The organism is Corynebacterium sp. UBA4397, from assembly GCF_002390965.1.
GTDB classification, from domain to species: Bacteria; Actinomycetota; Actinomycetes; order Mycobacteriales; family Mycobacteriaceae; genus Corynebacterium; species Corynebacterium flavescens.
The window spans coordinates 1-19,823 of sequence record NZ_DGRD01000003.1; the positions used below are offsets into that span (position 1 = coordinate 1).

The 19,823-nt window shown below is 60.5% G+C and carries 23 protein-coding genes, 1 CRISPR repeat array and 1 riboswitch; of the genes, 10 read left to right on the top strand and 13 right to left on the bottom strand.

Going from position 1 to position 19,823, the window contains the following annotated elements:
- Positions 1 to 38 precede the first annotated feature (38 nt).
- From cas1 to menE, 4 genes are all read left to right on the top strand, one after another.
- On the top strand, positions 39 to 959 hold the full coding sequence (gene cas1 / locus B2696_RS00950) for a type II CRISPR-associated endonuclease Cas1 (RefSeq protein WP_286953403.1): 921 nt from the start codon (positions 39 to 41) through the stop codon (positions 957 to 959).
- On the top strand, positions 940 to 1,269 hold the full coding sequence (gene cas2 / locus B2696_RS00955) for a CRISPR-associated endonuclease Cas2 (protein WP_349679248.1): 330 nt from the start codon (positions 940 to 942) through the stop codon (positions 1,267 to 1,269). Before cas1 ends, cas2 begins: the two co-directional genes overlap by 20 nt.
- A gap of 51 nt (positions 1,270 to 1,320) precedes the next feature.
- Positions 1,321 to 2,637: direct repeats of the CRISPR family, unit length 36 nt; unit sequence GAAGTCTATCAGGGGTTTTGAGAACTGAACCCCAGC.
- Between the two features lie 70 nt (positions 2,638 to 2,707).
- A complete protein-coding gene (locus tag B2696_RS00960) occupies positions 2,708 to 2,860 on the top strand; it encodes a hypothetical protein (RefSeq protein ID WP_170216823.1) in 153 nt (50 codons plus the stop codon).
- 5 nt (positions 2,861 to 2,865) lie between these two features.
- Entirely contained in the window at positions 2,866 to 4,023 is a 1,158-nt protein-coding gene (menE, locus tag B2696_RS00965) for an o-succinylbenzoate--CoA ligase (protein WP_376778862.1), read from the top strand.
- Between the two features lie 10 nt (positions 4,024 to 4,033).
- On the opposite strand, the gene B2696_RS00970 is transcribed toward menE, so the two are convergent.
- A complete protein-coding gene (locus B2696_RS00970) occupies positions 4,034 to 4,732 on the bottom strand; it encodes a metal-dependent transcriptional regulator (protein ID WP_286953410.1) in 699 nt (232 codons plus the stop codon).
- 136 nt (positions 4,733 to 4,868) lie between these two features.
- Here B2696_RS00970 and B2696_RS00975 point away from each other — a divergent pair, with 136 nt between their 5' ends.
- Complete coding sequence (locus tag B2696_RS00975) at positions 4,869 to 5,780, top strand: 1,4-dihydroxy-2-naphthoate polyprenyltransferase (protein WP_075729068.1); 912 nt, start codon at positions 4,869 to 4,871, stop codon at positions 5,778 to 5,780.
- On the top strand, positions 5,781 to 6,680 hold the full coding sequence (locus tag B2696_RS00980; protein ID WP_286953414.1) for an AEC family transporter: 900 nt from the start codon (positions 5,781 to 5,783) through the stop codon (positions 6,678 to 6,680).
- Here the strand turns inward: B2696_RS00980 and B2696_RS00985 are convergent.
- Entirely contained in the window at positions 6,677 to 7,009 is a 333-nt protein-coding gene (locus tag B2696_RS00985) for a DUF4229 domain-containing protein (protein ID WP_075729066.1), read from the bottom strand. The two genes, B2696_RS00980 and B2696_RS00985, sit on opposite strands and share 4 nt — an antisense overlap.
- 51 nt (positions 7,010 to 7,060) lie before the next feature.
- Between B2696_RS00985 and B2696_RS00990 the strand changes: the two genes are divergently transcribed.
- Positions 7,061 to 7,315, top strand: coding sequence for a hypothetical protein (locus B2696_RS00990; protein WP_286953416.1), 255 nt, complete (start codon positions 7,061 to 7,063; stop codon positions 7,313 to 7,315).
- On the opposite strand, the gene B2696_RS00995 is transcribed toward B2696_RS00990, so the two are convergent.
- From B2696_RS00995 to B2696_RS01030, 8 genes are all read right to left on the bottom strand, one after another.
- Positions 7,312 to 7,593 (bottom strand): helix-turn-helix domain-containing protein, encoded by a 282-nt coding sequence (locus tag B2696_RS00995; protein WP_286953418.1) that lies wholly within the window; start codon positions 7,591 to 7,593, stop codon positions 7,312 to 7,314. The two genes, B2696_RS00990 and B2696_RS00995, sit on opposite strands and share 4 nt — an antisense overlap.
- Before the next feature lies 1 nt (position 7,594).
- Positions 7,595 to 8,638, bottom strand: coding sequence for a c-type cytochrome biogenesis protein CcsB (gene ccsB, locus B2696_RS01000; protein ID WP_286953419.1), 1,044 nt, complete (start codon positions 8,636 to 8,638; stop codon positions 7,595 to 7,597).
- 136 nt (positions 8,639 to 8,774) lie between these two features.
- Positions 8,775 to 10,406 (bottom strand): cytochrome c biogenesis protein ResB, encoded by a 1,632-nt coding sequence (locus B2696_RS01005; RefSeq protein ID WP_286953421.1) that lies wholly within the window; start codon positions 10,404 to 10,406, stop codon positions 8,775 to 8,777.
- 24 nt (positions 10,407 to 10,430) lie between these two features.
- Positions 10,431 to 11,240 carry a cytochrome c biogenesis CcdA family protein gene (locus B2696_RS01010; RefSeq protein WP_075729061.1) on the bottom strand — a complete coding sequence of 270 codons (810 nt, stop codon included), beginning with the start codon at positions 11,238 to 11,240 and terminating at the stop codon, positions 10,431 to 10,433.
- The gene (locus tag B2696_RS01015; RefSeq protein ID WP_075729060.1) at positions 11,241 to 11,837 is read right to left on the bottom strand and encodes a TlpA disulfide reductase family protein; all 597 of its coding nucleotides are present in this window, start codon (positions 11,835 to 11,837) and stop codon (positions 11,241 to 11,243) included. It lies immediately after the preceding gene.
- A gap of 1 nt (position 11,838) precedes the next feature.
- Positions 11,839 to 12,447, bottom strand: a complete 609-nt coding sequence (locus B2696_RS01020; RefSeq protein WP_286953425.1) for a histidine phosphatase family protein — start codon at positions 12,445 to 12,447, stop codon at positions 11,839 to 11,841.
- Positions 12,448 to 12,474: 27 nt separating this feature from the next.
- The gene (hemL, locus tag B2696_RS01025) at positions 12,475 to 13,800 is read right to left on the bottom strand and encodes a glutamate-1-semialdehyde 2,1-aminomutase (protein ID WP_286953428.1); all 1,326 of its coding nucleotides are present in this window, start codon (positions 13,798 to 13,800) and stop codon (positions 12,475 to 12,477) included.
- Positions 13,801 to 13,861: 61 nt separating this feature from the next.
- Complete coding sequence (locus B2696_RS01030) at positions 13,862 to 14,179, bottom strand: DMT family transporter (RefSeq protein WP_075729057.1); 318 nt, start codon at positions 14,177 to 14,179, stop codon at positions 13,862 to 13,864.
- A 9-nt stretch (positions 14,180 to 14,188) separates the two neighbouring features.
- Positions 14,189 to 14,255: riboswitch (guanidine-III (ykkC-III) riboswitch) on the bottom strand.
- Positions 14,256 to 14,280: 25 nt separating this feature from the next.
- Between B2696_RS01030 and B2696_RS01035 the strand changes: the two genes are divergently transcribed.
- From B2696_RS01035 to B2696_RS01045, 3 genes are all read left to right on the top strand, one after another.
- Complete coding sequence (locus B2696_RS01035) at positions 14,281 to 15,120, top strand: NAD(P)-dependent oxidoreductase (protein ID WP_286953430.1); 840 nt, start codon at positions 14,281 to 14,283, stop codon at positions 15,118 to 15,120.
- 245 nt (positions 15,121 to 15,365) lie between these two features.
- The gene (locus B2696_RS01040) at positions 15,366 to 15,740 is read left to right on the top strand and encodes a GntR family transcriptional regulator (RefSeq protein ID WP_276623210.1); all 375 of its coding nucleotides are present in this window, start codon (positions 15,366 to 15,368) and stop codon (positions 15,738 to 15,740) included.
- A gap of 22 nt (positions 15,741 to 15,762) precedes the next feature.
- On the top strand, positions 15,763 to 16,887 hold the full coding sequence (locus B2696_RS01045; protein ID WP_286953432.1) for a DUF1648 domain-containing protein: 1,125 nt from the start codon (positions 15,763 to 15,765) through the stop codon (positions 16,885 to 16,887).
- On the opposite strand, the gene B2696_RS01050 is transcribed toward B2696_RS01045, so the two are convergent.
- The 3 genes from B2696_RS01050 to hemE form a co-directional block, all read right to left on the bottom strand.
- On the bottom strand, positions 16,884 to 17,258 hold the full coding sequence (locus B2696_RS01050) for a hypothetical protein (RefSeq protein ID WP_286953434.1): 375 nt from the start codon (positions 17,256 to 17,258) through the stop codon (positions 16,884 to 16,886). The two genes, B2696_RS01045 and B2696_RS01050, sit on opposite strands and share 4 nt — an antisense overlap.
- A gap of 106 nt (positions 17,259 to 17,364) precedes the next feature.
- Entirely contained in the window at positions 17,365 to 18,753 is a 1,389-nt protein-coding gene (locus tag B2696_RS01055) for a protoporphyrinogen oxidase (RefSeq protein WP_286953436.1), read from the bottom strand.
- On the bottom strand, positions 18,754 to 19,800 hold the full coding sequence (gene hemE, locus B2696_RS01060; protein WP_286953439.1) for a uroporphyrinogen decarboxylase: 1,047 nt from the start codon (positions 19,798 to 19,800) through the stop codon (positions 18,754 to 18,756). It abuts the gene before it with no gap.
- Positions 19,801 to 19,823 lie beyond the last annotated feature (23 nt).

The following is a 19,823-nucleotide window of genomic DNA, read 5'->3' on the forward strand; positions in this document are numbered from 1 at the left end:
ACAACAAGAGGGTAACCCCAGTGGAAGGCTAGCTAGTCATGAACTCTGGATGGAGGGTTCTAGACTGCATTGCTCTAAAGGGGTCGCTTCGATACAAGAGGGGTCAGCTCGTCATTCACAAGTATGACGAGCGCACCGATATAGTTTTTCCGCTAGCCCAAATAGCAGTGGTCCTCATCGGCATCCAAACAAGCGTATCTGGCGCTGTTATCACGAAGCTAAGCGAGTATGACATCGCGTTATTAGTCTGCGATTGGCGCTCCGTGCCCACAGCCGGCGCAATACCTTGGCGTGACCATACGAGAATCGGGGTACGCCATCGATCCCAGGCAGAATTGTCTATCCCTCGTAAGAAGCAAGCATGGTCAAAAATTGTGTCATCGAAGATTTCGGGTCAACATAGCTGTCTACTTCAAACAACAGGAAAGACCTCTCCGCATTTATTGCGGTTATCTCAAAAAGTAAGGTCTGGTGACCCAGAGAATTTTGAGGCTCAGGCTGCTCGGCTTTATTGGCCCCTAGTTAGCGGCAATCATTCTTTTTCTAGACTCCCTGGTGCGGGAATCTCAGGATGGAACTCGGCACTGGACTACGGATATACCCTTTTACGAGGTTACGGTATACGAGCAATATCCGGCGCCGGGTTGGCGGGCGCACTGGGAGTATTTCACCATGGTAGAGGCAACGCGTTCGCCCTTGTAGATGATCTGATGGAACCTTTTCGGCCCATGGTTGATCAACTCGTATTTACACGAGTAGACCACGGGGAAGAACTCAATGCATCTGTCAAACAGTACCTCTCAAAAGGGCTTTCTGCGGCTTTCGACAATTCTGGGAAAACGCTTCCCACGGTGTTCAATGAGTTCGCTCAACAATATGGGCTCTACGTCGAGGGCGATATTCGCGAACTAAGTGTGCCTCGGTGGAAAGGATTGTTAGATGCCGGCGAAGGGAAGTGACCCAGTGTGGTGCGTTGTAATGTTCGATCTACCAGTCAAAACAAAAGCAGAAACCAGTGCAGCAAATCGCTTTAGGAACCATCTCCTAGACCTCGGATTTTGCAGAGCTCAGTTCAGCGTTTATGTCCAATATTTTCCCTTGTCATCACGTGTTGCTGCCACAGTAAAACAACTGAAGACGCAGTTGCCGAACGGTGGAGACATACGAGTTCTTTCAGTAACCGATACGCAGTGGTCTAAAATGATCCGATTCTCGAAAGGAAAAGTAGGTTCTGGAGACGAGCCGCCGAGTCAACTTGTCATTTTTTAATCGGAGATCACTAAAGAGACCCCAGGAAAAAGGCCATTTTCAGACCATCCTGAAGTCTATCAGGGGTTTTGAGAACTGAACCCCAGCCGCCCGGGGTCGGTGCGTCCAAGCTGGGGGAAGTCTATCAGGGGTTTTGAGAACTGAACCCCAGCAGAAAGTGTGCCGAGCATGGCAACGCCAGAAGTCTATCAGGGGTTTTGAGAACTGAACCCCAGCGTGGTGATGGTGATGGTCATTTCTTCTCGAAGTCTATCAGGGGTTTTGAGAACTGAACCCCAGCGAGTTTGAGATGGGGTACATAGCGATTCGAAGTCTATCAGGGGTTTTGAGAACTGAACCCCAGCCAGGCAGATGAGCAGCAGCAGGCGCGAAGAAGTCTATCAGGGGTTTTGAGAACTGAACCCCAGCCGCCTGGAAAAGGAGAAAGTGCACAATGGAAGTCTATCAGGGGTTTTGAGAACTGAACCCCAGCAGCCGACCATTGGGTATCGTCTCGATGTGAAGTCTATCAGGGGTTTTGAGAACTGAACCCCAGCTTCCGTGTTCGTCACCCGCGCCGACGTCGAAGTCTATCAGGGGTTTTGAGAACTGAACCCCAGCCGCATCGCGTTGCTACGAACTCACGTCCGAAGTCTATCAGGGGTTTTGAGAACTGAACCCCAGCTGAGTAAAGCCCATGTCCGACACTCTCGGAAGTCTATCAGGGGTTTTGAGAACTGAACCCCAGCTGATGCCCCGTGTCGAGCATGAGTGAGAGAAGTCTATCAGGGGTTTTGAGAACTGAACCCCAGCCGCCCACATCAGCAGCGCTTAGCACCACGAAGTCTATCAGGGGTTTTGAGAACTGAACCCCAGCTGGCAATCGCCCACACCACCAAGGACGGGAAGTCTATCAGGGGTTTTGAGAACTGAACCCCAGCATCGTGCCACAGCACCGCATCGTGAATGGAAGTCTATCAGGGGTTTTGAGAACTGAACCCCAGCCAGTCCCTATCCTGGTGGGTGATGCGCCGAAGTCTATCAGGGGTTTTGAGAACTGAACCCCAGCCTCGCATCTGGCACGTCGTGGCCCCCAAGAAGTCTATCAGGGGTTTTGAGAACTGAACCCCAGCTGTCAAAGGTACAGCCTCCCAAGCGTTTGAAGTCTATCAGGGGTTTTGAGAACTGAACCCCAGCTTCGGAGGATGCGGAAGCGGTTGCGTCGGAAGTCTATCAGGGGTTTTGAGAACTGAACCCCAGCACGTCCTCGGTTTCGATGTGTCCGGGCTGAAGTCTATCAGGGGTTTTGAGAACTGAACCCCAGCTGTCCGATGTTTGTAGGGCTGTGACCTGGAAGTCTATCAGGGGTTTTGAGAACAGAAGTCACGCGCGGCTCAAAATTGGACTCGTTAGCTAGGGGCAAAGCATTTCAACGATTGTGGCGTAGTATCTGCAATCCATGATGTACTTTGCCTGGATTCTCGCCATACTGGCGATTACTGCGGTGCTTGTGCTGCGTGTGTGGATGCTGCGGCGTATCCGCGATGCGGCGAAGAAGAACGAGCGTCCCTTCGACTATGAGGACGATGACCGCGATCCTTATGGCCGGTAGCTAAAATGTCTCGGGTGAGTCATATCCTTGCCCCCTTGCCCATTAATCCCCACGATCCGGCCGCAATCTTGCCCGATTTGGAGGCGGCCATTGCCGGTCAGACGTCGGTGCTGCCGCTGCCCCAAGGTGATATCACGCGCTCGACCGTGCTGCGCAATACGCAGCGCGCGGGTGAGCCCATCGATGATGCGATAGCGCTGGTGGTTGCCACCTCCGGTTCCACGGGTACGCCGAAGGGCGCGCAGATCAGCCCGCTTAACGTGGTGGCCAGCGCCGATGCCACCCACCAGGCGCTGGGTGGGCCGGGTCAGTGGCTTTTGGCCATGCCTGGTCACCACATCGCAGGCATCCAGGTGCTCATCCGCTCCCTTGTGGCCGGGGTCGATCCCCTGTGCTTGGACCTCAGCGCAGGTTTTGATGTGTCGGCCTTCGCGCGCGCCGCCCACGTGCTGGGGCGCACCGGGGACCGCGCATATACCGCGCTGACCCCGCTGCAGCTGGCGAAGGCGATGGATACATTGGAGGGAATTGAGGCGCTCGCGCTTTTCGACGCCGTACTCATCGGCGGCGCCCCTCTCAACCCACAGCTGCGCGTAAGCGCGGAGAAGCTCGGCATCACACTCCGCGCGACCTACGGCGCCTCCGAGACCGCGGGCGGGTGCGTCTACGACGGCGTGGCGCTGCCAGGTACCCGGGTTCGCGTCGTCGACGGGCGCATTCGCCTGGGCGGGCCCACCATCGCCCACGGTTACCGTAATCTGCCCGGCCACGCAGCCTTTTCCGAACCCGGCTGGTTCATCACCTCCGATGGAGGATTCATTGAGAACGGGCACCTTAACGTGACGGGCCGTTTGGATAATGTCATCGACTCCGGCGGGTTGAAGCTGCACCCCGAGGTGCTGGAGAAGGAACTGCTCATGGTGCCGGGCGTGGCTGAGGCCTGCGTGGTCGGCGTGCCACACCCGCGGCTGGGGCAGGCCATCGTGGCCGCCTATACCGGCGCCGCCTCCTTGATGGACATCCTGGTCGCCCTCGAAGATGCAGAGGTGCCGCGCTGGCAGGTACCGAAGGACTTAAAGCGGGTGGAGGAGCTGCCGTTGACCGGCCCGGGCAAGATCGATCGCCGCGCCGTACGCGAGCTTTTTAGCGCTGCCGGTTCTTAGGTCTTGATCTTCAGTCTTCAGCCTTCTCCCGCACCGCGATATCGCCGGCGGCTGACAGGCCGATGGAGAACTCAGCGCCGCCTTTGTCAGCACCGCCGTTGATGGATACTTCCAAAAGACCGGCCACTGGGGCGGAGACTATCTGCAACTCCACGCCAGGGCGCACGCCCTTCGAGTCGAGGTAGCGCAGGAACTCCGGATCGGAATCGTTGACCTGCTCCATGATGACGGGGATGCCCGGCGCGACATCGCCAAGCAGGAGGCGAGAGAGCGGCTCCGCGCTACCATCGGCCCCCGGGATGGGGTCCCCGTGGGGATCGCGGGTGGGATAGCCCAAAAGCTCGTCGATTCGCGCCACGAATCTATCTGAGAGCGCGTGCTCGAGCATGTCTGCTTCCTCGTGGAGCTCGTCCCAGGAATAGTTGAGCGTCTGCATTAAGAAGGTCTCGAGTAGGCGGTGGCGGCGCGCCATGATGACGGCGAGGCCGCGGCCCTCCTCCGTCAGCCTCACCCCGAGGTAGCGCTCATGCTCCACTAGCCCCTTGGCCGCCAAGCGCTTAACCGCCTCGGAGGTGGTTGGCAGCTTCTGATCTGTGGCCTTGGCAAGATCACCGAGCGACATGGTGGCGCCTAGTCCATTGCGCTCTTCAAAGCCCCACAGCGTTTTCAAATAGTCCTGTGTGCGCTCGTGCAAGGTGCTCAGATCCATGGCGCTCATTGTATCTGGGCAAGGCGTGGAGAGGCTTCTTAGGCTGTGGTGACATCGTTAGCCATGCCGCTGTGGACTGGCGACAGGACACGGGCGAAAGAAAGCCGGTGCACAGGGGCGTGGCACAATAGCTTTTATGAATCAGCCCACTCCCCCGTATTCCGCAACCGCTCAAGACTGGTTAGAAGGCGCCCGGCCCCATACCTGGGCCAACGCCTTTGCTCCGGTGGTCGCAGGTACGGGAGCGGCAGCGGCGTATGGCTCCGTGCATTGGGGGCGGGCGCTGCTTGCACTCATCGTGGCCTGGGCACTCATCATCGGCGTCAACTACGCCAACGACTACTCCGACGGGATCCGCGGAACGGATGATGATCGCACCGGCCCGCAGCGCCTCACCGGCGGGGGGCTGGCTAAACCCGCCCACGTCAAGTACGCGGCCTTTGGCTCCTTTGCCCTCGCCGGATTGGCTGGGGTGACTCTTTCGCTGACCTCCGGCGCCTGGTGGTTTATCCTCGTCGGCGCGGTGTGCATCGCCGGCGCCTGGTTTTATACCGGGGGCAAGAACCCTTATGGCTACCGTGGTCTGGGCGAGGTCGCAGTCTTTGTCTTCTTTGGGCTAGTCGCAGTACTGGGCACCGAATTCACCCAGGCCGGGACGCTTACTTGGACGGGTGTGGCCCTGGCGGTGGGAATCGGCGCTATGAGCTCGGCGGTCAACCTCGCTAACAATATTCGCGATATTCCCTCCGATTCTCAGGCAGGGAAACTCACCCTGGCTGTGCGCCTGGGTGATTCCCGCGCCCGCTTGTTGTTCACACTCTTGCTGCTCTTGCCCTGCCTCCTAACGCTGGGCATTGCGATAGGCGCATGGCCGGCTCTGGTGGGATTGGTCTACTTTCCGCTGGCACTCAAGTCCGTGCGTACCGTCAACCGGGGCGCACGCGGCCCAGAGCTTATCCCGGTGCTTGGCATGACGGGGCGGGCAATGCTGGCCTGGTCCGTGGTGGTTACGGCCGCGCTGTTCATCGCGGCTGGGTTGGGAATCTAGATGCTGGGAGTACTCACTGCTTTCTCCATCATCCTGGCGGTCATCTTCATTGGCTGGTTCTTAGCCGCCCGCGGCGTCATCTCCTCTGACCGCGAGCGACTCGTTCTCAACAAGGTGGCTTTCTATGCCGCCACGCCGGCCCTGCTTTTTAGCTCCGTCGCGCGCTCCGACCCGGGAGTAGTGCTCTCCCCCGTCATCGTTGTCATTGTCCTATCCGCGGTCATCGTCGCCGCCATCTACGCCGCATTCTTCTGGCGCAAGGGCATCGCCGAGCTCGCCTCGGGTGCTGCGGCGGCCAGCTACTTCAACGCCGTCAACATCGGGCTTCCCGTCAGCCAGTACGTCCTGGGAGATTCGACCTATGCCATCCCGGCCGTCTTTGTGCAGATGGTCCTTTTCACGCCGCTCATCTTGGGTGCCCTTGGCGGCAAATCCCTGCTGGGAGGGATAAAAACGGGGCTTTTATCGCCCATGGTTATCGCCTCAGCCTTAGGCTTCATAGTGGCTTGGCAGGACTGGCATATCCCCGCGCCCATCATGGAGCCCTTGGCGCTGCTCGGCGGGGCTTCGATCCCGCTTATCCTGCTCAGCTTCGGTGCCTCCCTCAAGACCGCGGGAGTGCTCTCCGACCGCAGCTCGCGGCCCGCGACCTATACAGCCACGGCGCTGAAACTCGTGGGTTTGCCCGCCGTGGCCTATGGCCTCAGCCTCGCCTTAGGGTTGAGCCCGGAACACACTTATGCGGCAGTCATTCTTTGTGCGCTGCCGACAGCGCAGCAGGTCTATAACTATGCAGCGACCTTCCAACGCGGGCAGAGCGTGGCGCGCGATACGGTCTTCATCACGACCTTCGCCTCATTGCCGGTGATGCTAGTGATTGCATTCCTCTTCGGGCACTAGCGCCCGGCGAGCTCCGATTGGACCCAGGCCTTGTGTGCTTTGCGTTGTGCGGAGTATTCGGCCAAGGTTCCGGTGGCCTCGACGCGCCAGCGCGAGAATACAAGCATGGACAGCGGCAAGGCAACAAAGAGTGCTAGCAGCGCAGAAATGAGCACAGGGATGGGGAAACCCACCGCCATGGAGAGCAGCTGGATAACGACAGCCAGCACGATAAAGAGCAAAACGCGGGCGATGCCGTACTTCCACAGGGCAACCCGGGAGCGCCGACGCAACTGCGGATCCGGGAGCGGGGGCTCCGGGGTGTTCAAGGGGGCAGCTTCGTTATTCATGGGACTCGATTCTACGCGGCGCCACTTAGCAAGTTAAGTAGGATGGGGCCTATGGGTCGTTTGATACTGATTGTTCTGATTGTGCTTGCCGTCTACCTGGTGTGGAAAGCCTTTGGTCCTTCCTCTTGGAAGAAGAACGGGCGCGGTGAGGTCCAGGATAATCCGCGGCGAGAAATCAAAGGCCCAGATGACGATGAAGAATTCCTCTGGAATATTGAAAAGCAGCGCTTCAAGGAGCGCCGCGCCAAAGAAAAAGAGGAAGAACGCCAGCGCAAACAGCGCGGCGAGGATGAAGCCCAGGACTAGGCTTCAGAATCCTTGCGGGAGTCTTCCTGGGGGATAAAAGCCATTTCAAGGCCGAGGGCGTGCGCTACGGCAAATACTTTTTCCCAGCGCACCCCGGCCGCACCGTGCTCGATGGTATGCAACGTTGAGCGGGATACGCCTGCGGCATCCGCGAGCTCCTGCTGCAAAATCCCTAGCTCGCGGCGGTGCTGCGCAAATTGCGCGCCCAAGGCAATCAACACCGGATTGTCTCCGGCCGGCTTTCCCTGCTTATGACGGGGACGGTGGACCTCAGACACTCTAGTTTAGCCCCGCGTAGGAGTGCAGTCCTGATACGACCATGTTGATGAAGAATAGGTTGAATACCATCACGGCCATGGCGGCGATGTTGATCCAAGGGGCAATCTTGCGCATGGAAGGCGTAGCCCGTGCGTGCAGATAAGCCGCGTAGAGGATCCAGGTGGCGAAGGACACCGTCTCCTTCGGGTCCCAACCCCAGAAACGCCCCCAAGCAGCTTCGGCCCAGATGGCACCCAACACGATGCCCAATCCCAAGGTGGGAAGGGTTATGACGGCGAGACGGTATGCCAGTTGGTCGAGCTTATTAGCCGAAGGCAGAGGCTTAGCCAGTTTTCCAAAGACACCGTGCTCCGTGCCCCTAGACTGCCAACGCCGCAACATGCTCAGCAGTGAGGCGATCCCGGACACGATGCCGAGGGAGGCTCCGAGGGAGACCACGGTGACGTGGATAGGCAGCCAATGCGACTGCAGGGCGGGAACGACCGGAGCGGACTCGGCGTAGAGCTTGGTGGAACCGTAGAACATCAACGCCAAGACAGGCGTGAGAATCCACGGCCACAGCGTGCGCCATTCTTTGCGCTGCAACGCTATGGAGGAGATAACAATGACACCGGCGGTGACCATCAAGACGTATTCATACATGTTGCCAAAGGGGAAGCGGCCGGTGGCCAGCCCGCGCAGGACGATGGCGACCGCATGCAAGACAACTCCAAGCCAGATGAGGGACTGCGTCATTCCCCCGAATTTATTCGCCTTGGCCTCGCGCGCAGCCAGTTCTTCTAAGGAACTGACTTCCTGGTCAGCGCTGTTTGGATCCGATGAATCAGTAGCGGGGGGAACGGAGTCTGTTGCCTCCGCCCCAGCACCGACGAGAACTTTGGGTTCCTCGTTCACCTTCGCCGCATCGCGTGAGCGACGGCCGTCGATAACGCTCTGAATCTTGCCGTAATAGAAAGCGGCGAAGAATAACGCCAGGGCATAGATGACGAAAGCGGTTTGGACGGAGACGTCCGAAAAATAAGACAAATTCTGGTTAACCTGCATAAAGCACCTTGGAATCTAGCGTATGAGCAGTAAAAGCGTTTTCCTTCATACCCTACTCGGCGTCAATGTAGGAATCAAACTTTTGGAGGAGGACTTGGGGGAACTGAAGTAGAAGAACTTGCGGCCACGAAGCAGCCTAGTCGTCTACGTAAATGTCGTCCTCTTCCACCTCGTCCGGATCAGGCAGGCGGAGAAGATGGCGGTAGAGCTCGTAGAACTCTTCCGACCAACCAGCGCGGTCGGTGCGAGCCAGGCCGCCCATCTCCACGTCGGTGCCACCGGTGGCATTGGGGCGAAGGCGCACCCACACGCGGCGGCGCTTTATCACCAGGGAACCAACCAAGGACACGAGCATGATGACGGTGGAGAAAAGGACCCACTTTTGGAAAGGGTCATAGGAGATTTGGTAGTTGGCAAACTGGGAGGCACCGTCGAAAGTGACCTTCGTTCCATCATCAAGCGTGACCGATTCGCCCTGCGTGAGGTTGACGCGGTCAATCTTTTGCAGCTGGCCCGAGTGCACGAGCGTGGAATCAAGCGAGAAGATGGACTGCGCCGAGCCCGTATCTAGACCGGCATCACCGCGATAGATGTCGATGGCCAGGGCCGGATCCGTCAGTGCCGGGTAGGAGGAGGTGAGCAGCTGACCGTTCTCTCCGGACCACTGTGCTGTCGGGGCGAAAAGTCCCTGGATAGCCAGCTGGTTTTGGCGGCGGTCAAAAAGCTCCGGGTACATTCCGGCCGGCGGATCAAAGCGCATGACACCCGAGGAGAGGAAGTTGGTGAGATCATCCGGGCGGAACTGGATGGTTTGGGTACGAGTCTCCCCGTCCGGCCACTGCACCGTCACAGTCGGTGCGTAACCGTGGCCCTGGAGGTAGAGACGGTTTTGGGCCAGTCGTAAGGGATGGTTGACCTTGAGCTCATAGTCCTTCCACTGCGAGCTATCGCTGTAGATGTCATCGCCCTCGGCGTAGGAAATATTGGAGCTAAACATCTCGGCTTGCCCATTGGGCAGGTAGTCGGCGCTGAAGTCGTGGGCGAGAATGCAGAAGGGGTGGAGCCCGGTGCCGTCGAAAAGCGCGCCCGCCCTGAAGGAATCAAAGTTTGAGGTGGACGTATTGCAGAACTCCGTGTTCTGCCCACTAGCAGCACTTTCCTCCTGCGAGCCGGATCCGGTGACCACGATGACCTGGCCCTCGTAATTGGCGAGCCGGCCCGCCGCCACGGTCACCAACATGGCAACGAGCGCGACGTGGAAGATGAGGTTGGCCAACTCGCGGCCATAACCGCGCTCGGCGGAGAAGGACAGAGCACCGGCGCGGTCCTGCGCAGGAGAATACTCCGAAACGCGCCACTTCTTAAGCATGCTACGGACCTCAGCGCTGACCTCTTCTACAGACCGATCGCTGCTGCCGGAGGCGTTAAGAGGCAGCCTAGTCAGGTACTTCGGGGCCCGGGTGGGCTGGGAACGCCACGCGCGGTAGTGCTCCACCGAGCGCGGCAGGATGCAACCCACCAGGGAGATCATCAACAGTACGAAGATGGCCTGGAACCAGATGGAGGAGAAGACGTCGAAAAGCTGCAGCTTGTCATAGATCTTGGCAATGTTGCCGTTGGTCTCGATGAACTCGTTGACGTTGGTCTCATTGAGCTCGCGCTGCGGCAGCAGGGAACCTGGAATCGCCGCTATCGCCAGCAAGAACAGCAGCGCCAAAGCGGTACGCATGCTGGTGAGCCAGCGCCAGGCCTTGCGGATATAAATCACAGAAGTTTCTCTCCTCTAGTCGACCTAGATTAAGGTCGCACCGTACTCGACAGTCCACTGCCGGATGAAGTTGATGAACGCGCCCCAAGCGCCGGTCAGCAGCGCCAGTCCGACTAAAACCATGGCGAGGCCGCCGATAATCTGGATGGTGCGCGAGTGCTTACGCATCCAAGAAATGGTGCGCATGGCCCGCGCCGAGCCCAGCGCCACGAGCAGGAAAGGCAGGCCCAGGCCGAGGCAATAGCCCACGATGAGCACTGCCCCGCGAACCGCGGTCATGCCCTCCGTTCCCGCCGAGATGGAGATGATGGCGGCCAAGGTGGGTCCTAGGCACGGCGTCCACCCCAGGGCGAAAACCCCGCCGAGCAGGGGCGCGCCCAGCCATGTGCTCCAACGTTTGGGAGCCATGCGGGTATCACGCTGCAAGAAAGGCACGAGCCCCATGAAGACCACGCCCATGAGGATGGTTACCACGCCGCCGATGCGCATCAGCACATCCGCATTGAACGTCAGGGCCGAAATCGCGCCAAAAACAGAGACGGTGGCCAGCACAAATACCACGGTAAAACCGAGGATGAAGAGCAAGGAGGCACCAACGACTGCCCATTGCCTGCGCTTGCCGACGCCCACCCCAAGTTTCTCGTCATACGTCACCTCACCGCCGACCACGCCGGCCAGGTAGGAAATATAGCCGGGCACGAGCGGGACGACGCAGGGGCTGGCGAAGCTGACGAGGCCTGCGGCCGCCGCGGCGAGGATGCCCAGCAGAAGGGGGCCAGCCGCCGCGGTTTCGGCAAAGGTCTCCCCTATGCCGGCAGCGAGAGTGACAAGCATCTACTCCTGCTCCAACCTGTCGACGACCTCCATGACGTCTTTCTCCGTGATCTCGCGGAGGAATACCGCGGCAGGACGGTGCTGCTTATCCAGGACGATGGTCGTGGGAACCACCGAGGTAGGCACGCCGCCCAGCGCCGCCGCAGTCTTGAAAGGCGGATCGTAGATGGAGGGGTACTCCAAGCCGTTGTCCTCAAGGAAGTCCAAGGAAATCTGCGGATTGTAATCACGCACATTGATGCCGAGCACCGTGCCGAGGCCGCGTTCTTGCAGCTGGGCATGGATGGAATCCAGATCATCGGATTCGGAGCGGCACGGCGCGCACCACTGACCCCAGGAATTGAGGACCACAATCTGATCCGGGAAGTCCTCCAAGGAAATGGTCTTATTCTGATCCCGCAGATCCGGGCCGCTGAAATTCGACAGGGGCTTGCGATCTTCCGCGGGGTAATCAATAACCGTCTGGCCGCCCGGCGAGATGAACTCGAAGGTGCCGCCCGAGGCGACAGCGTTCTGCGCATTGTCCGCGTCCTGCGTGCAGGAGGACAACGTCAGGCACGCCGATGCAATGAGGGCCGCTGTAGTAAGTCGTGACATCTTAGATTGCCTGCGCTGGTGCGGAGTAGTAAATATCGGAAATCTGATCGTCTTGATAGACCAGTGAAGTCACCGAGGCCAGATCGCATTCGCGGTTCCACGGTGCGTGCGGCAGGCGCTTTCCCAAGACACTGCGCTGGACCATGACGATGGGCAGCTGATGGGAGACCAAGATGGCCTCGTGCCCCTCGGCCTTGCGCTGCGCATCTGCCACGGCGTCGAGCATGCGGGCGGCGATGTCACTAAAAGGTTCTCCCCAAGACGGGATAGCCGGGTTGCGTAGCTGCGGCCAATAACGCGGATTCCACAGCTGGGAGTTCCAGCCCTTGGTGCGCAGGCCTTCGAATTGGTTGCCCGATTCAATAAGGCGCGGTTCTATCTCTACATCGAGCCCGGTGAGCTGGGCAAAGGGCCGCGAGGTTTCCTGGGTGCGCTGCAAGGGCGAGGCCGCGAGATAGGTGACGTCGTGCCCGCGGAAGGCCTGGGCCGTCCGCGCCGCCATGGAGTGGCCGCGGGAAGACAGATGATAGCCGGGGATACGGCCATAGAGGATCTTGTCTGGGTTGAAGACTTCACCGTGGCGCACGAGGTGAACGATGGTGCTAGACATGGGTATTCCTTTCACGCTTCCCGAGGCTTATTGCGGGGGCGTTGCAGCGGCGGCGGCGCGTGCTGCGGGTTTAAGAGCCTGCTCGATTACCTCAAAATCTTCGTCCCTCAACGCGTCAGAGACAAACCAGGTCTCGAAAGCTGAAGGCGGAACATACACCCCGCCCTCCAAAAGCTGATGAAAGAAGGGGGCAAAACGCCAGGTCTGCGCGGCCTTCATGTCGGAGAAGTTATGCCCCTGCCCCTCGGCGAAGCGGATGGAGAACATCGAGGAGGCGCGCTGAATGTGGTGCTCCACGCCAGCCTCATTCAAGGCCTGGGTGATCATGCTGGTAAGGCGATCCGCTTGAGCTTGCAGGCGCGGGTAGAGCTCCTCATTCGCCAGCTCCAGGGATTTGAGGCCGGAGGCCATAGCCACGGGGTTTCCTGAGAGCGTTCCCGCCTGGTAGACCGGCCCAGTCGGCGCGAGGTACTCCATGATCTCAGCGCGTCCGCCGAAAGCAGCAGCCGGCAGACCTCCAGAGACCACCTTGCCGAAGGTGACGAGGTCACGTGCCACTCCATCGACGCCGTACCAGCCACGATAAGAGGTACGGAAGCCCGTCATGACCTCGTCGAGGATGAGCAGGGCGCCGTCGGCATGGGCGACTTCGGCAAGCGCGGCATTAAAGCCCTCCTGGGGCGCGACCGTGCCCATGTTTCCGGCTGCGGCCTCGGCGATGATGCAGGCGATCTGGCCCGGATTCTCCGCGAAGGCGCGGCGCACTGCCTCGAGATCGTTATAAGGAACAACCAAGGTATCCGCCGCCGCAGCGCCGGTTACGCCAGGTGAATCCGGAAGGGCAAAGGTGGCCACCCCGGAGCCTGCCGAAGCCAAGAGCGCATCGACGTGCCCGTGGTAGCAGCCCTCGAACTTCAAAATCTTGGCGCGGCCAGTGAAACCACGGGCCAGGCGTACTGCAGACATGGTCGCCTCCGTACCGGAATTGACCAGGCGCACCTCCTCCACGGCGGTGCGCTCGACGATGTGCTCCGCCAAAAGCGTCTCCGCCTCGGTGGGGGCGCCGAAGCTCAGGCCTTTGGTGGCGGCGCGCTGGACCGCGGCAACGATGTCAGGCTGGGCATTGCCGTGAATCATCGGACCATAGGAGCTAACGAGGTCGACGTACTCGTTGCCGTCAATATCCCAGAGACGAGATCCCTGGCCGCGGGCGATGAACCGCGCCTGCCCGCCGACGGATCCATAGGCCCGCACGGGAGAGTTGACACCCCCCGGGGTGACCTGGCTGGCCCGGCGGAACCACTGAGCTGATTGAGAAACTGGCTGTTCGCTCGATTTAGGCATAGCCCACATTGTAACGGTAAATGCCTTATACAAAAGTTGGATACCCGGGGAGTGTGGCGCAGCCTTTCACCTAGCCCACGAGTTTAAGGCCCACGATGCCGCTGATGATCAGTACCAGGAAGAGTACTTTGAGCACACTGGCGGCCTCTTGACCAGTAGCGATGGAGTAGCTAACAGTGCATACCGCACCGAATCCGGCCCACACCGCATAGGCGGTTCCCACGGGAATGGACTTCATAGCCACGGCGAGTCCGCCCATCGAAATCACACAGGCGACGACGAAGATGACGGTGGGCCACAGGCGGCTAAAGCCTTCGGAACGGCCAAGGGCGGTAGCCCATACGGCCTCAAAAACGGCCGAAGATATGAGAATTAACCAGGCAAACATGATGTCCTTGCTGGCCGTCTTGTCGCACTACCGGGTACGGCTCCGTCGTCCGGGGCTCGCTTTCCTGCGGGCCTGTCCCCAATAATGGCACACTATCAATCATGAAGATTGCATTTTTAGGAACCGGACGCATGGGCAGCGAGCTTGCCCGTCACTTGCTGGCCAACCACGAGCTGACCGTGTGGAATAGGCACCCCGAGCGCGCGCAGCCCCTCGTCGAGGAGGGAGCCCGCCTCGCCGCCACCCCCGCAGAGGCGGTCGCCGATGCCGAGGTCGTCATCACCTCGCTCTTTGGCCCAGATGACATCCGCGAGGTGGTCATCGAGCCGCACCTCATCCCCGCAGGGATCACCTGGATCGACACCACCACCATCTCCCCCGACGTCGCCCGCGAGTTCGCCGCCGCCGTCGACTCCTATGTCCACGCCCCCGTCATCGGCTCCCTGGGCCCGGCGCGCGCGGGTCAGCTCGGCGTCTACGTGGGAACCCCGGATGACGAGCGCCGCGAGCTGGCCATGAGCCTCGCGGAGGCTTGGGCTGATGAGCACAAGCTCATCGGGGTCAAATCGGCAGCGACGGCCGCCACCGGCAAGCTGCTGGCCAACCTGGCTCTGGCCGTCACCGCCGAGGGGCTGCTTGAGGCCCTCGATCTCGGTGAGTCCCAAGGCCTCGACGCCGAGGTCATCCTTCAGATGCTCGACATCACTGGCCTGGCCTTCATGAAGAACATGAAGGGCCCCTTCATCACCGGGGATCGCAATACCGATCCGGGCGATTTCACCGTGGACGCTCTGTGCAAGGATGCGCGCCTGATGGAGGAGACCTCCGCAAAGCCTCTGCCCGCCGTCGCCGCAGCCATCTCCCGCTTCGAGGAGCAGCAGCACATGGGCCACGGGAACCAAGACTTTTCCTCCATCTTCGTCTTCCGCAATAAGGGATAGTCCTAGCTGCTAGCCACTATCACTGCGCCCGCGCTCCTCACGCTTGTCGAGGTCCGCGGGCGCTTTTTCATGCCTTCTCCGCGAGGTTGCACGGCCCAGGCTGCTCCTTCACGGTAAATAGTGGCCCCTGGGAAAAGAGCCACTATTTACCGTGAACGCGCTTCACCACCGCATATGGACGGCTTGTGTATCACTTTTAGTAATACAGATTGTGTTACTATAGGCAGTACAGAAAGGAGGCACTCATGCTCATCACCCTCCACCCGGAGTCTGAGACTCCCCTATTCCAGCAAATCCACGACCGCATCCTCGAAGCCATAGCCAAAGGCGACATCACCCCCGGGACCCGGCTGGACTCTGTGCGCCGCGTGGCAGCAGAGTTCGGAATCAACCCCGCCACCGTCAAGAAGGCCTATGACCTCCTGGCCGCCGAAGGCATCATCGAGACCTCGCAACGCGCGGGCAGCGTCGTAGCGCCCCCCTCCCCACCGAGCCCCGAGCAAGAGGCCCATCTGCGCGAGGAGCTGGGCCGGCTTGCCGCACTCGCCCGCGCGCAGGGCTTTGAAAAGGAAGCCATCCACGCCGAGCTCGACTCGGCATTTACTCAGTTCGATCTTTAATTTCCAAGTTATAGGAGAAATCATGGACACCCTCATCTTCCCGCTGACCATGCTGTTCAGCACCCTCGTCATCACCATCGCTTTCATCTATGCGCCCACGATGACCTCACCCGCCGCACCTCTCGGCGTGCGAGTTCCCACCCGCTTTAGTCAAAGCCCGCCCGTGCGCGATGCCCTGCGCAGGTACCGCAGGTGGGTGCTCTACGGCGGAATACTCAGCGCGCTCCTAGCCCTTATCGCCGCCGGTGTGCCCCTGGTGGCTGCGGCAAGCCCGCTCCTGCTCATTGCCTTTGCGTTCTATGCCTATGCGGTTTGCCGCAGGGATCTCATCACCGCCAAGCAGCGTGAGGGCTGGTTTGAAGGCATCGAGACCGCGGTATCGGGAAGAATCAGCTCCCAAGCTGCTATCCAAGGCGTCGACGTACCGGTGCCCACTATTCCGTGGCTCGCCATCATCGGCTCTCTAGCTCTCATTGCCGCCGGAGTCATCACCGTGGCTACACGCTGGGCCGAGGTCCCAGATGTCATCGCCACCCACTGGGGTCCCCGCATGCAGCCCGATGCGTGGGCGGATAAATCCATCGGCGCGGCCTTCTTTCCCAGCTTCATAGGACTCGGACTCGTAGCGCTCCTATTCTTCATTGGCTGGACGTTTAAGGCGTCCACCGTGCACCAACGCACCGATCGCTCGATATCTGGGCAGTTGCGCGCGCAGGCCTTGCTGGCGGCAAGCACGACCGGGATAGGCTACCTCTTCCTCATCATCAGCGCCGGGCTGGCCGTGACCCAAATCTGCAGCGTACTGCCCGCTTACCAGGACTATATGTGGCTCGGGCTGGCGATTACCGCTGGCGGCGCGCTCGTGGGAGTTCTCCTACTTCTTATCAACCAGCTCCGCGCACAAACGGCCATGGATGCTCAACTGCGCAAGGCCGGGCTGCATGAGCAAGACGCAGAAAGCCCCGATAATGACAAGTACTACAAGTGGGGCATGTTTTATTACAACCCGAATGACCCGGCAGTCTTGGTGGACAAGCGCTTCGGCACCGGCATAGCTTTCAACTACGCGCGGTGGCAGGCCCAGGCTGCTACGGGCCTACTACTGGCCAGCACGATCGGCGTACTTGCCTTCGCGTTCTTGTTCTAGACGCACTCGATGTCGAGTGCACCAGAGGCGCCATAATCTGCGCGGATGTGCGATCCCGCGCGCAGCGGAACCGCCGCACAGAAGCTGCCCGTGAGCACCGTCTGCCCCGCCCGCAGGCTGGAGCCGTGCTCGTGCAAAGTGTGCGCCAGCCACACCAAGGGCAAGAGCGGGTGTCCTAGGACATCGGCACCACGACCAACGGAGTATTCCTGCCCATCGCGCGATAGCGTGGCCTCAATCTCCGTGAGCGGACCAGGTTGGGCACGAAGCAGACTTTGTGCACCGGGCGCGGAGCAATCGAGCCCCGCCCCCAGATCTAGCGGCCGGGGATCGACCAGGATGGCGCGTGCGGTAAGCCTGGGAGAGGTCACGCGCCGCCGAGTTCAGCGCCCCCGATTCCGGTGCGCTGAAGGTAGAAGCCTCGTTTTCGTGTGGCACGTGTATCTCCTTGGGTGTTGCCCTGCGCGGCGGCTCGCTTTATTTTGCGCCGATAATCCTACGCGCGGCCTCCCTGGCCTGCGCGATAACCGCAGGAACTCCGACGCCGTTGACCCAGGAGCCAGCAACGGCAATGCTAGGCACATCCGCCAGCGCGCCCAAAACCGAGGACACGGTCTCCAGGTGGTGCTCGTCGTATCGCGGCAGGCCGCCGAACCAGCGCTGGGTAAAGATCTCAGAGACGCCCGCGGCGCGGCCATCGAAGCCGGTGATGTGCGCGAGATCGTCCAAGGCGTAGTCCACCAGCGTTTCCTCATCGGCGCGCACGAGGGCGTCATCACCGAAGCGCCCGAATGAGGCACGCACGAGTGCGCCACCGCGCTCCGCCAAGTGCGGCCACTTCCGCGAGGAGAGGGTAAAAGCCTTGGCATGGACGTCTTCTTGATCGGTGGCGACGAGGATTCCGGTGTTCTGCGGCAGCTCATTGCCCTCCGGATCCACATCCGAGTCAAACTTGAAGCCCACCACGGCCGAGCTCGCGAGCTTGACCTCGCGCAGGGCTTCAGTGGCCTGCGGGGCAATGCCCGCCATAAGCCGGGCGGTGGTGGGGGCTGGGGTAGCTAGCACCACGCCTTCGTAAAGCGGGGCATCCGCCGGCGCACCCTTGAGGACATAGCCCTCCCCCGGACGGTGACTAATCCCAGAGATGAAGGAATCCAGGTGAATATCCGCACCGGACTTCTCCGCCAAGGCCTCATAGACCTCGGCGTAGCCACCGCGGAAGGCCCGGAAGGGCGCGCCCTTGCCCGGGGTAGATACGCGTGATTGCTCGAGGATCTTGACCGCGCCGGACAAAGTGACCGACCCCTGCGCGGCCTGCTCATCGAGCACCCGTGCCAAGCCCGGAATGGTGGCCCGCAGGCCCAAATCATCCGCCGTGCAGGAGTAGACCCCGCCCAACAAAGCGGAGACCACGTGCTCGACCACATCGGCGCCGTACTGCTGGCGCACCAGCGCGCCCACGGAGACATCCCCGCCAGGAGTCCATTCAAAGGGCTCCTCGTTGGCGATGCGCCGCGCGCTCTCCGCGGAGACCAATGCGGCGATCTTCTCTGCGGAGGAGGGAATCCCCATCATTCCGCCGGTGGGAAGAGCCTGCAGCTTATCGTCCACATAGAGCAGGGGCCGAAGCCCCGAAGGTGCGACGAGGGAATCCCCCAAGCCCAACTCCGTGAAGAACTCCACTGCCTCGGCATTGCGCGCCAAGAAGGCCTCAGCACCCATGTCCGTGGGGCCGTCGTTAAAAGCGACACTGTAGAGCTTGCCGCCGATCCTCCCCGAGCCTTCATAAACATCGACGTCGTGCTCGCGCAGTTCATAAGCAGCGCTTAGCCCCGCTAAACCTGCACCCACAATGGCAATTCGCATTTAGCCCTCCTCGTGAATGATCGCTACGGCGCGGGTGATGGCCTCCGCGTCCGTCGTGGGAAGCACCCCGTGCCCGAGGTTCCAGATGTGCCCGTCGATATCGCCCGCCGCACGCGCGGCATCCACCTGGGACTTGATAACGCGCACGGCTTGGCGCACGGCATCATCCCCGGCAAAGAGCAAAGCCGGATCCAGGTTTCCCTGCAGAATCCGCGCGCCCACGCGCTTGGCGGCGGCATGCATAGCCACCCGATAGTCCACGCCGACGACCTCGGGCCCGGCCTCAGACATCGCCCCGAGCAGTTCGCCGGTTCCCACGCCAAAGTGGATGCGCGGGATAACACCGGCCACGGAGTCAAGGATCTCGGTGGAATAGGGCAGCACGAACTCGCGGTAGTCCGCCTCATTGAGGTAGCCCGCCCAGGAATCAAAGAGCTGCATGGCATCAATGCCGGCGTCCACCTGCACCTTAAGGTAGGCCTTGATGGTCGGCACTAGCCGGCGCATCAACGCGTGCCAAGTCTTAGGGTCGGCGTGCATGAGCGCCTTGGTCTTCTCGTGGTTCTTGGAGGGCCCGCCCTCAATGAGGTAGGAAGCCAGAGTAAATGGCGCCCCGACGAAACCGATGAGCGCCTGGTCAGCGCGCAATTCATCGAGAACGATTCCAATACCCGCGGCGACCTCTGGCACGTCTGTGTCCAGAATGGGCAGCTTGGCGACGTCCTCTGCACTGCGGATTGGTTTATCCATGACGGGGCCACGGCCAGGCACGATATCGACACCAACGCCTGCCGCCTTGAGCGGGACGACGATATCGCTGAAGAGAATAGCCGCATCAACACCATGGCGACGGACCGGCTGGAGGGTGATCTCGGCGAGGAGCTCCGGCATGAAGCACGAGTCCAGCATGTCGATGCCCTCGCGCACGCGGCGGTACTCCGGCAGGGAACGCCCCGCCTGGCGCATGAACCATACGGGCGGGCGGGTGGGACTGTGTCCCAGTGCCGCGTCGATGAGCGGGGAGGCATGAAGGCTACGTTGTGGCATGCCCTACATTATGAATCAAAAGT

Bases quoted from the DNA above. Each gene is read 5' to 3' on its own strand.
- B2696_RS01015 (WP_075729060.1), bottom strand. From the start codon at position 11,837: ATGTCACGACTTACTACAGCGGCCCTCATTGCATCGGCGTGCCTGACG.
- B2696_RS00960 (WP_170216823.1), top strand. From the start codon at position 2,708: ATGATGTACTTTGCCTGGATTCTCGCCATACTGGCGATTACTGCGGTG.
- B2696_RS01040 (WP_276623210.1), top strand. From the start codon at position 15,366: ATGCTCATCACCCTCCACCCGGAGTCTGAGACTCCCCTATTCCAGCAA.
- hemL (WP_286953428.1), bottom strand. From the start codon at position 13,800: ATGTGGGCTATGCCTAAATCGAGCGAACAGCCAGTTTCTCAATCAGCT.
- cas1 (WP_286953403.1), top strand. From the start codon at position 39: ATGAACTCTGGATGGAGGGTTCTAGACTGCATTGCTCTAAAGGGGTCG.
- B2696_RS01020 (WP_286953425.1), bottom strand. From the start codon at position 12,447: ATGTCTAGCACCATCGTTCACCTCGTGCGCCACGGTGAAGTCTTCAAC.
- ccsB (WP_286953419.1), bottom strand. From the start codon at position 8,638: ATGCAGGTTAACCAGAATTTGTCTTATTTTTCGGACGTCTCCGTCCAA.
- B2696_RS00970 (WP_286953410.1), bottom strand. From the start codon at position 4,732: ATGGATCTGAGCACCTTGCACGAGCGCACACAGGACTATTTGAAAACG.
- B2696_RS01030 (WP_075729057.1), bottom strand. From the start codon at position 14,179: ATGTTTGCCTGGTTAATTCTCATATCTTCGGCCGTTTTTGAGGCCGTA.
- menE (WP_376778862.1), top strand. From the start codon at position 2,866: ATGTCTCGGGTGAGTCATATCCTTGCCCCCTTGCCCATTAATCCCCAC.
- B2696_RS00985 (WP_075729066.1), bottom strand. From the start codon at position 7,009: ATGAATAACGAAGCTGCCCCCTTGAACACCCCGGAGCCCCCGCTCCCG.
- B2696_RS01035 (WP_286953430.1), top strand. From the start codon at position 14,281: ATGAAGATTGCATTTTTAGGAACCGGACGCATGGGCAGCGAGCTTGCC.
- B2696_RS01010 (WP_075729061.1), bottom strand. From the start codon at position 11,240: ATGCTTGTCACTCTCGCTGCCGGCATAGGGGAGACCTTTGCCGAAACC.
- B2696_RS01055 (WP_286953436.1), bottom strand. From the start codon at position 18,753: ATGCGAATTGCCATTGTGGGTGCAGGTTTAGCGGGGCTAAGCGCTGCT.
- hemE (WP_286953439.1), bottom strand. From the start codon at position 19,800: ATGCCACAACGTAGCCTTCATGCCTCCCCGCTCATCGACGCGGCACTG.
- cas2 (WP_349679248.1), top strand. From the start codon at position 940: ATGCCGGCGAAGGGAAGTGACCCAGTGTGGTGCGTTGTAATGTTCGAT.
- B2696_RS00980 (WP_286953414.1), top strand. From the start codon at position 5,781: ATGCTGGGAGTACTCACTGCTTTCTCCATCATCCTGGCGGTCATCTTC.
- B2696_RS01045 (WP_286953432.1), top strand. From the start codon at position 15,763: ATGGACACCCTCATCTTCCCGCTGACCATGCTGTTCAGCACCCTCGTC.
- B2696_RS00990 (WP_286953416.1), top strand. From the start codon at position 7,061: ATGGGTCGTTTGATACTGATTGTTCTGATTGTGCTTGCCGTCTACCTG.
- B2696_RS00975 (WP_075729068.1), top strand. From the start codon at position 4,869: ATGAATCAGCCCACTCCCCCGTATTCCGCAACCGCTCAAGACTGGTTA.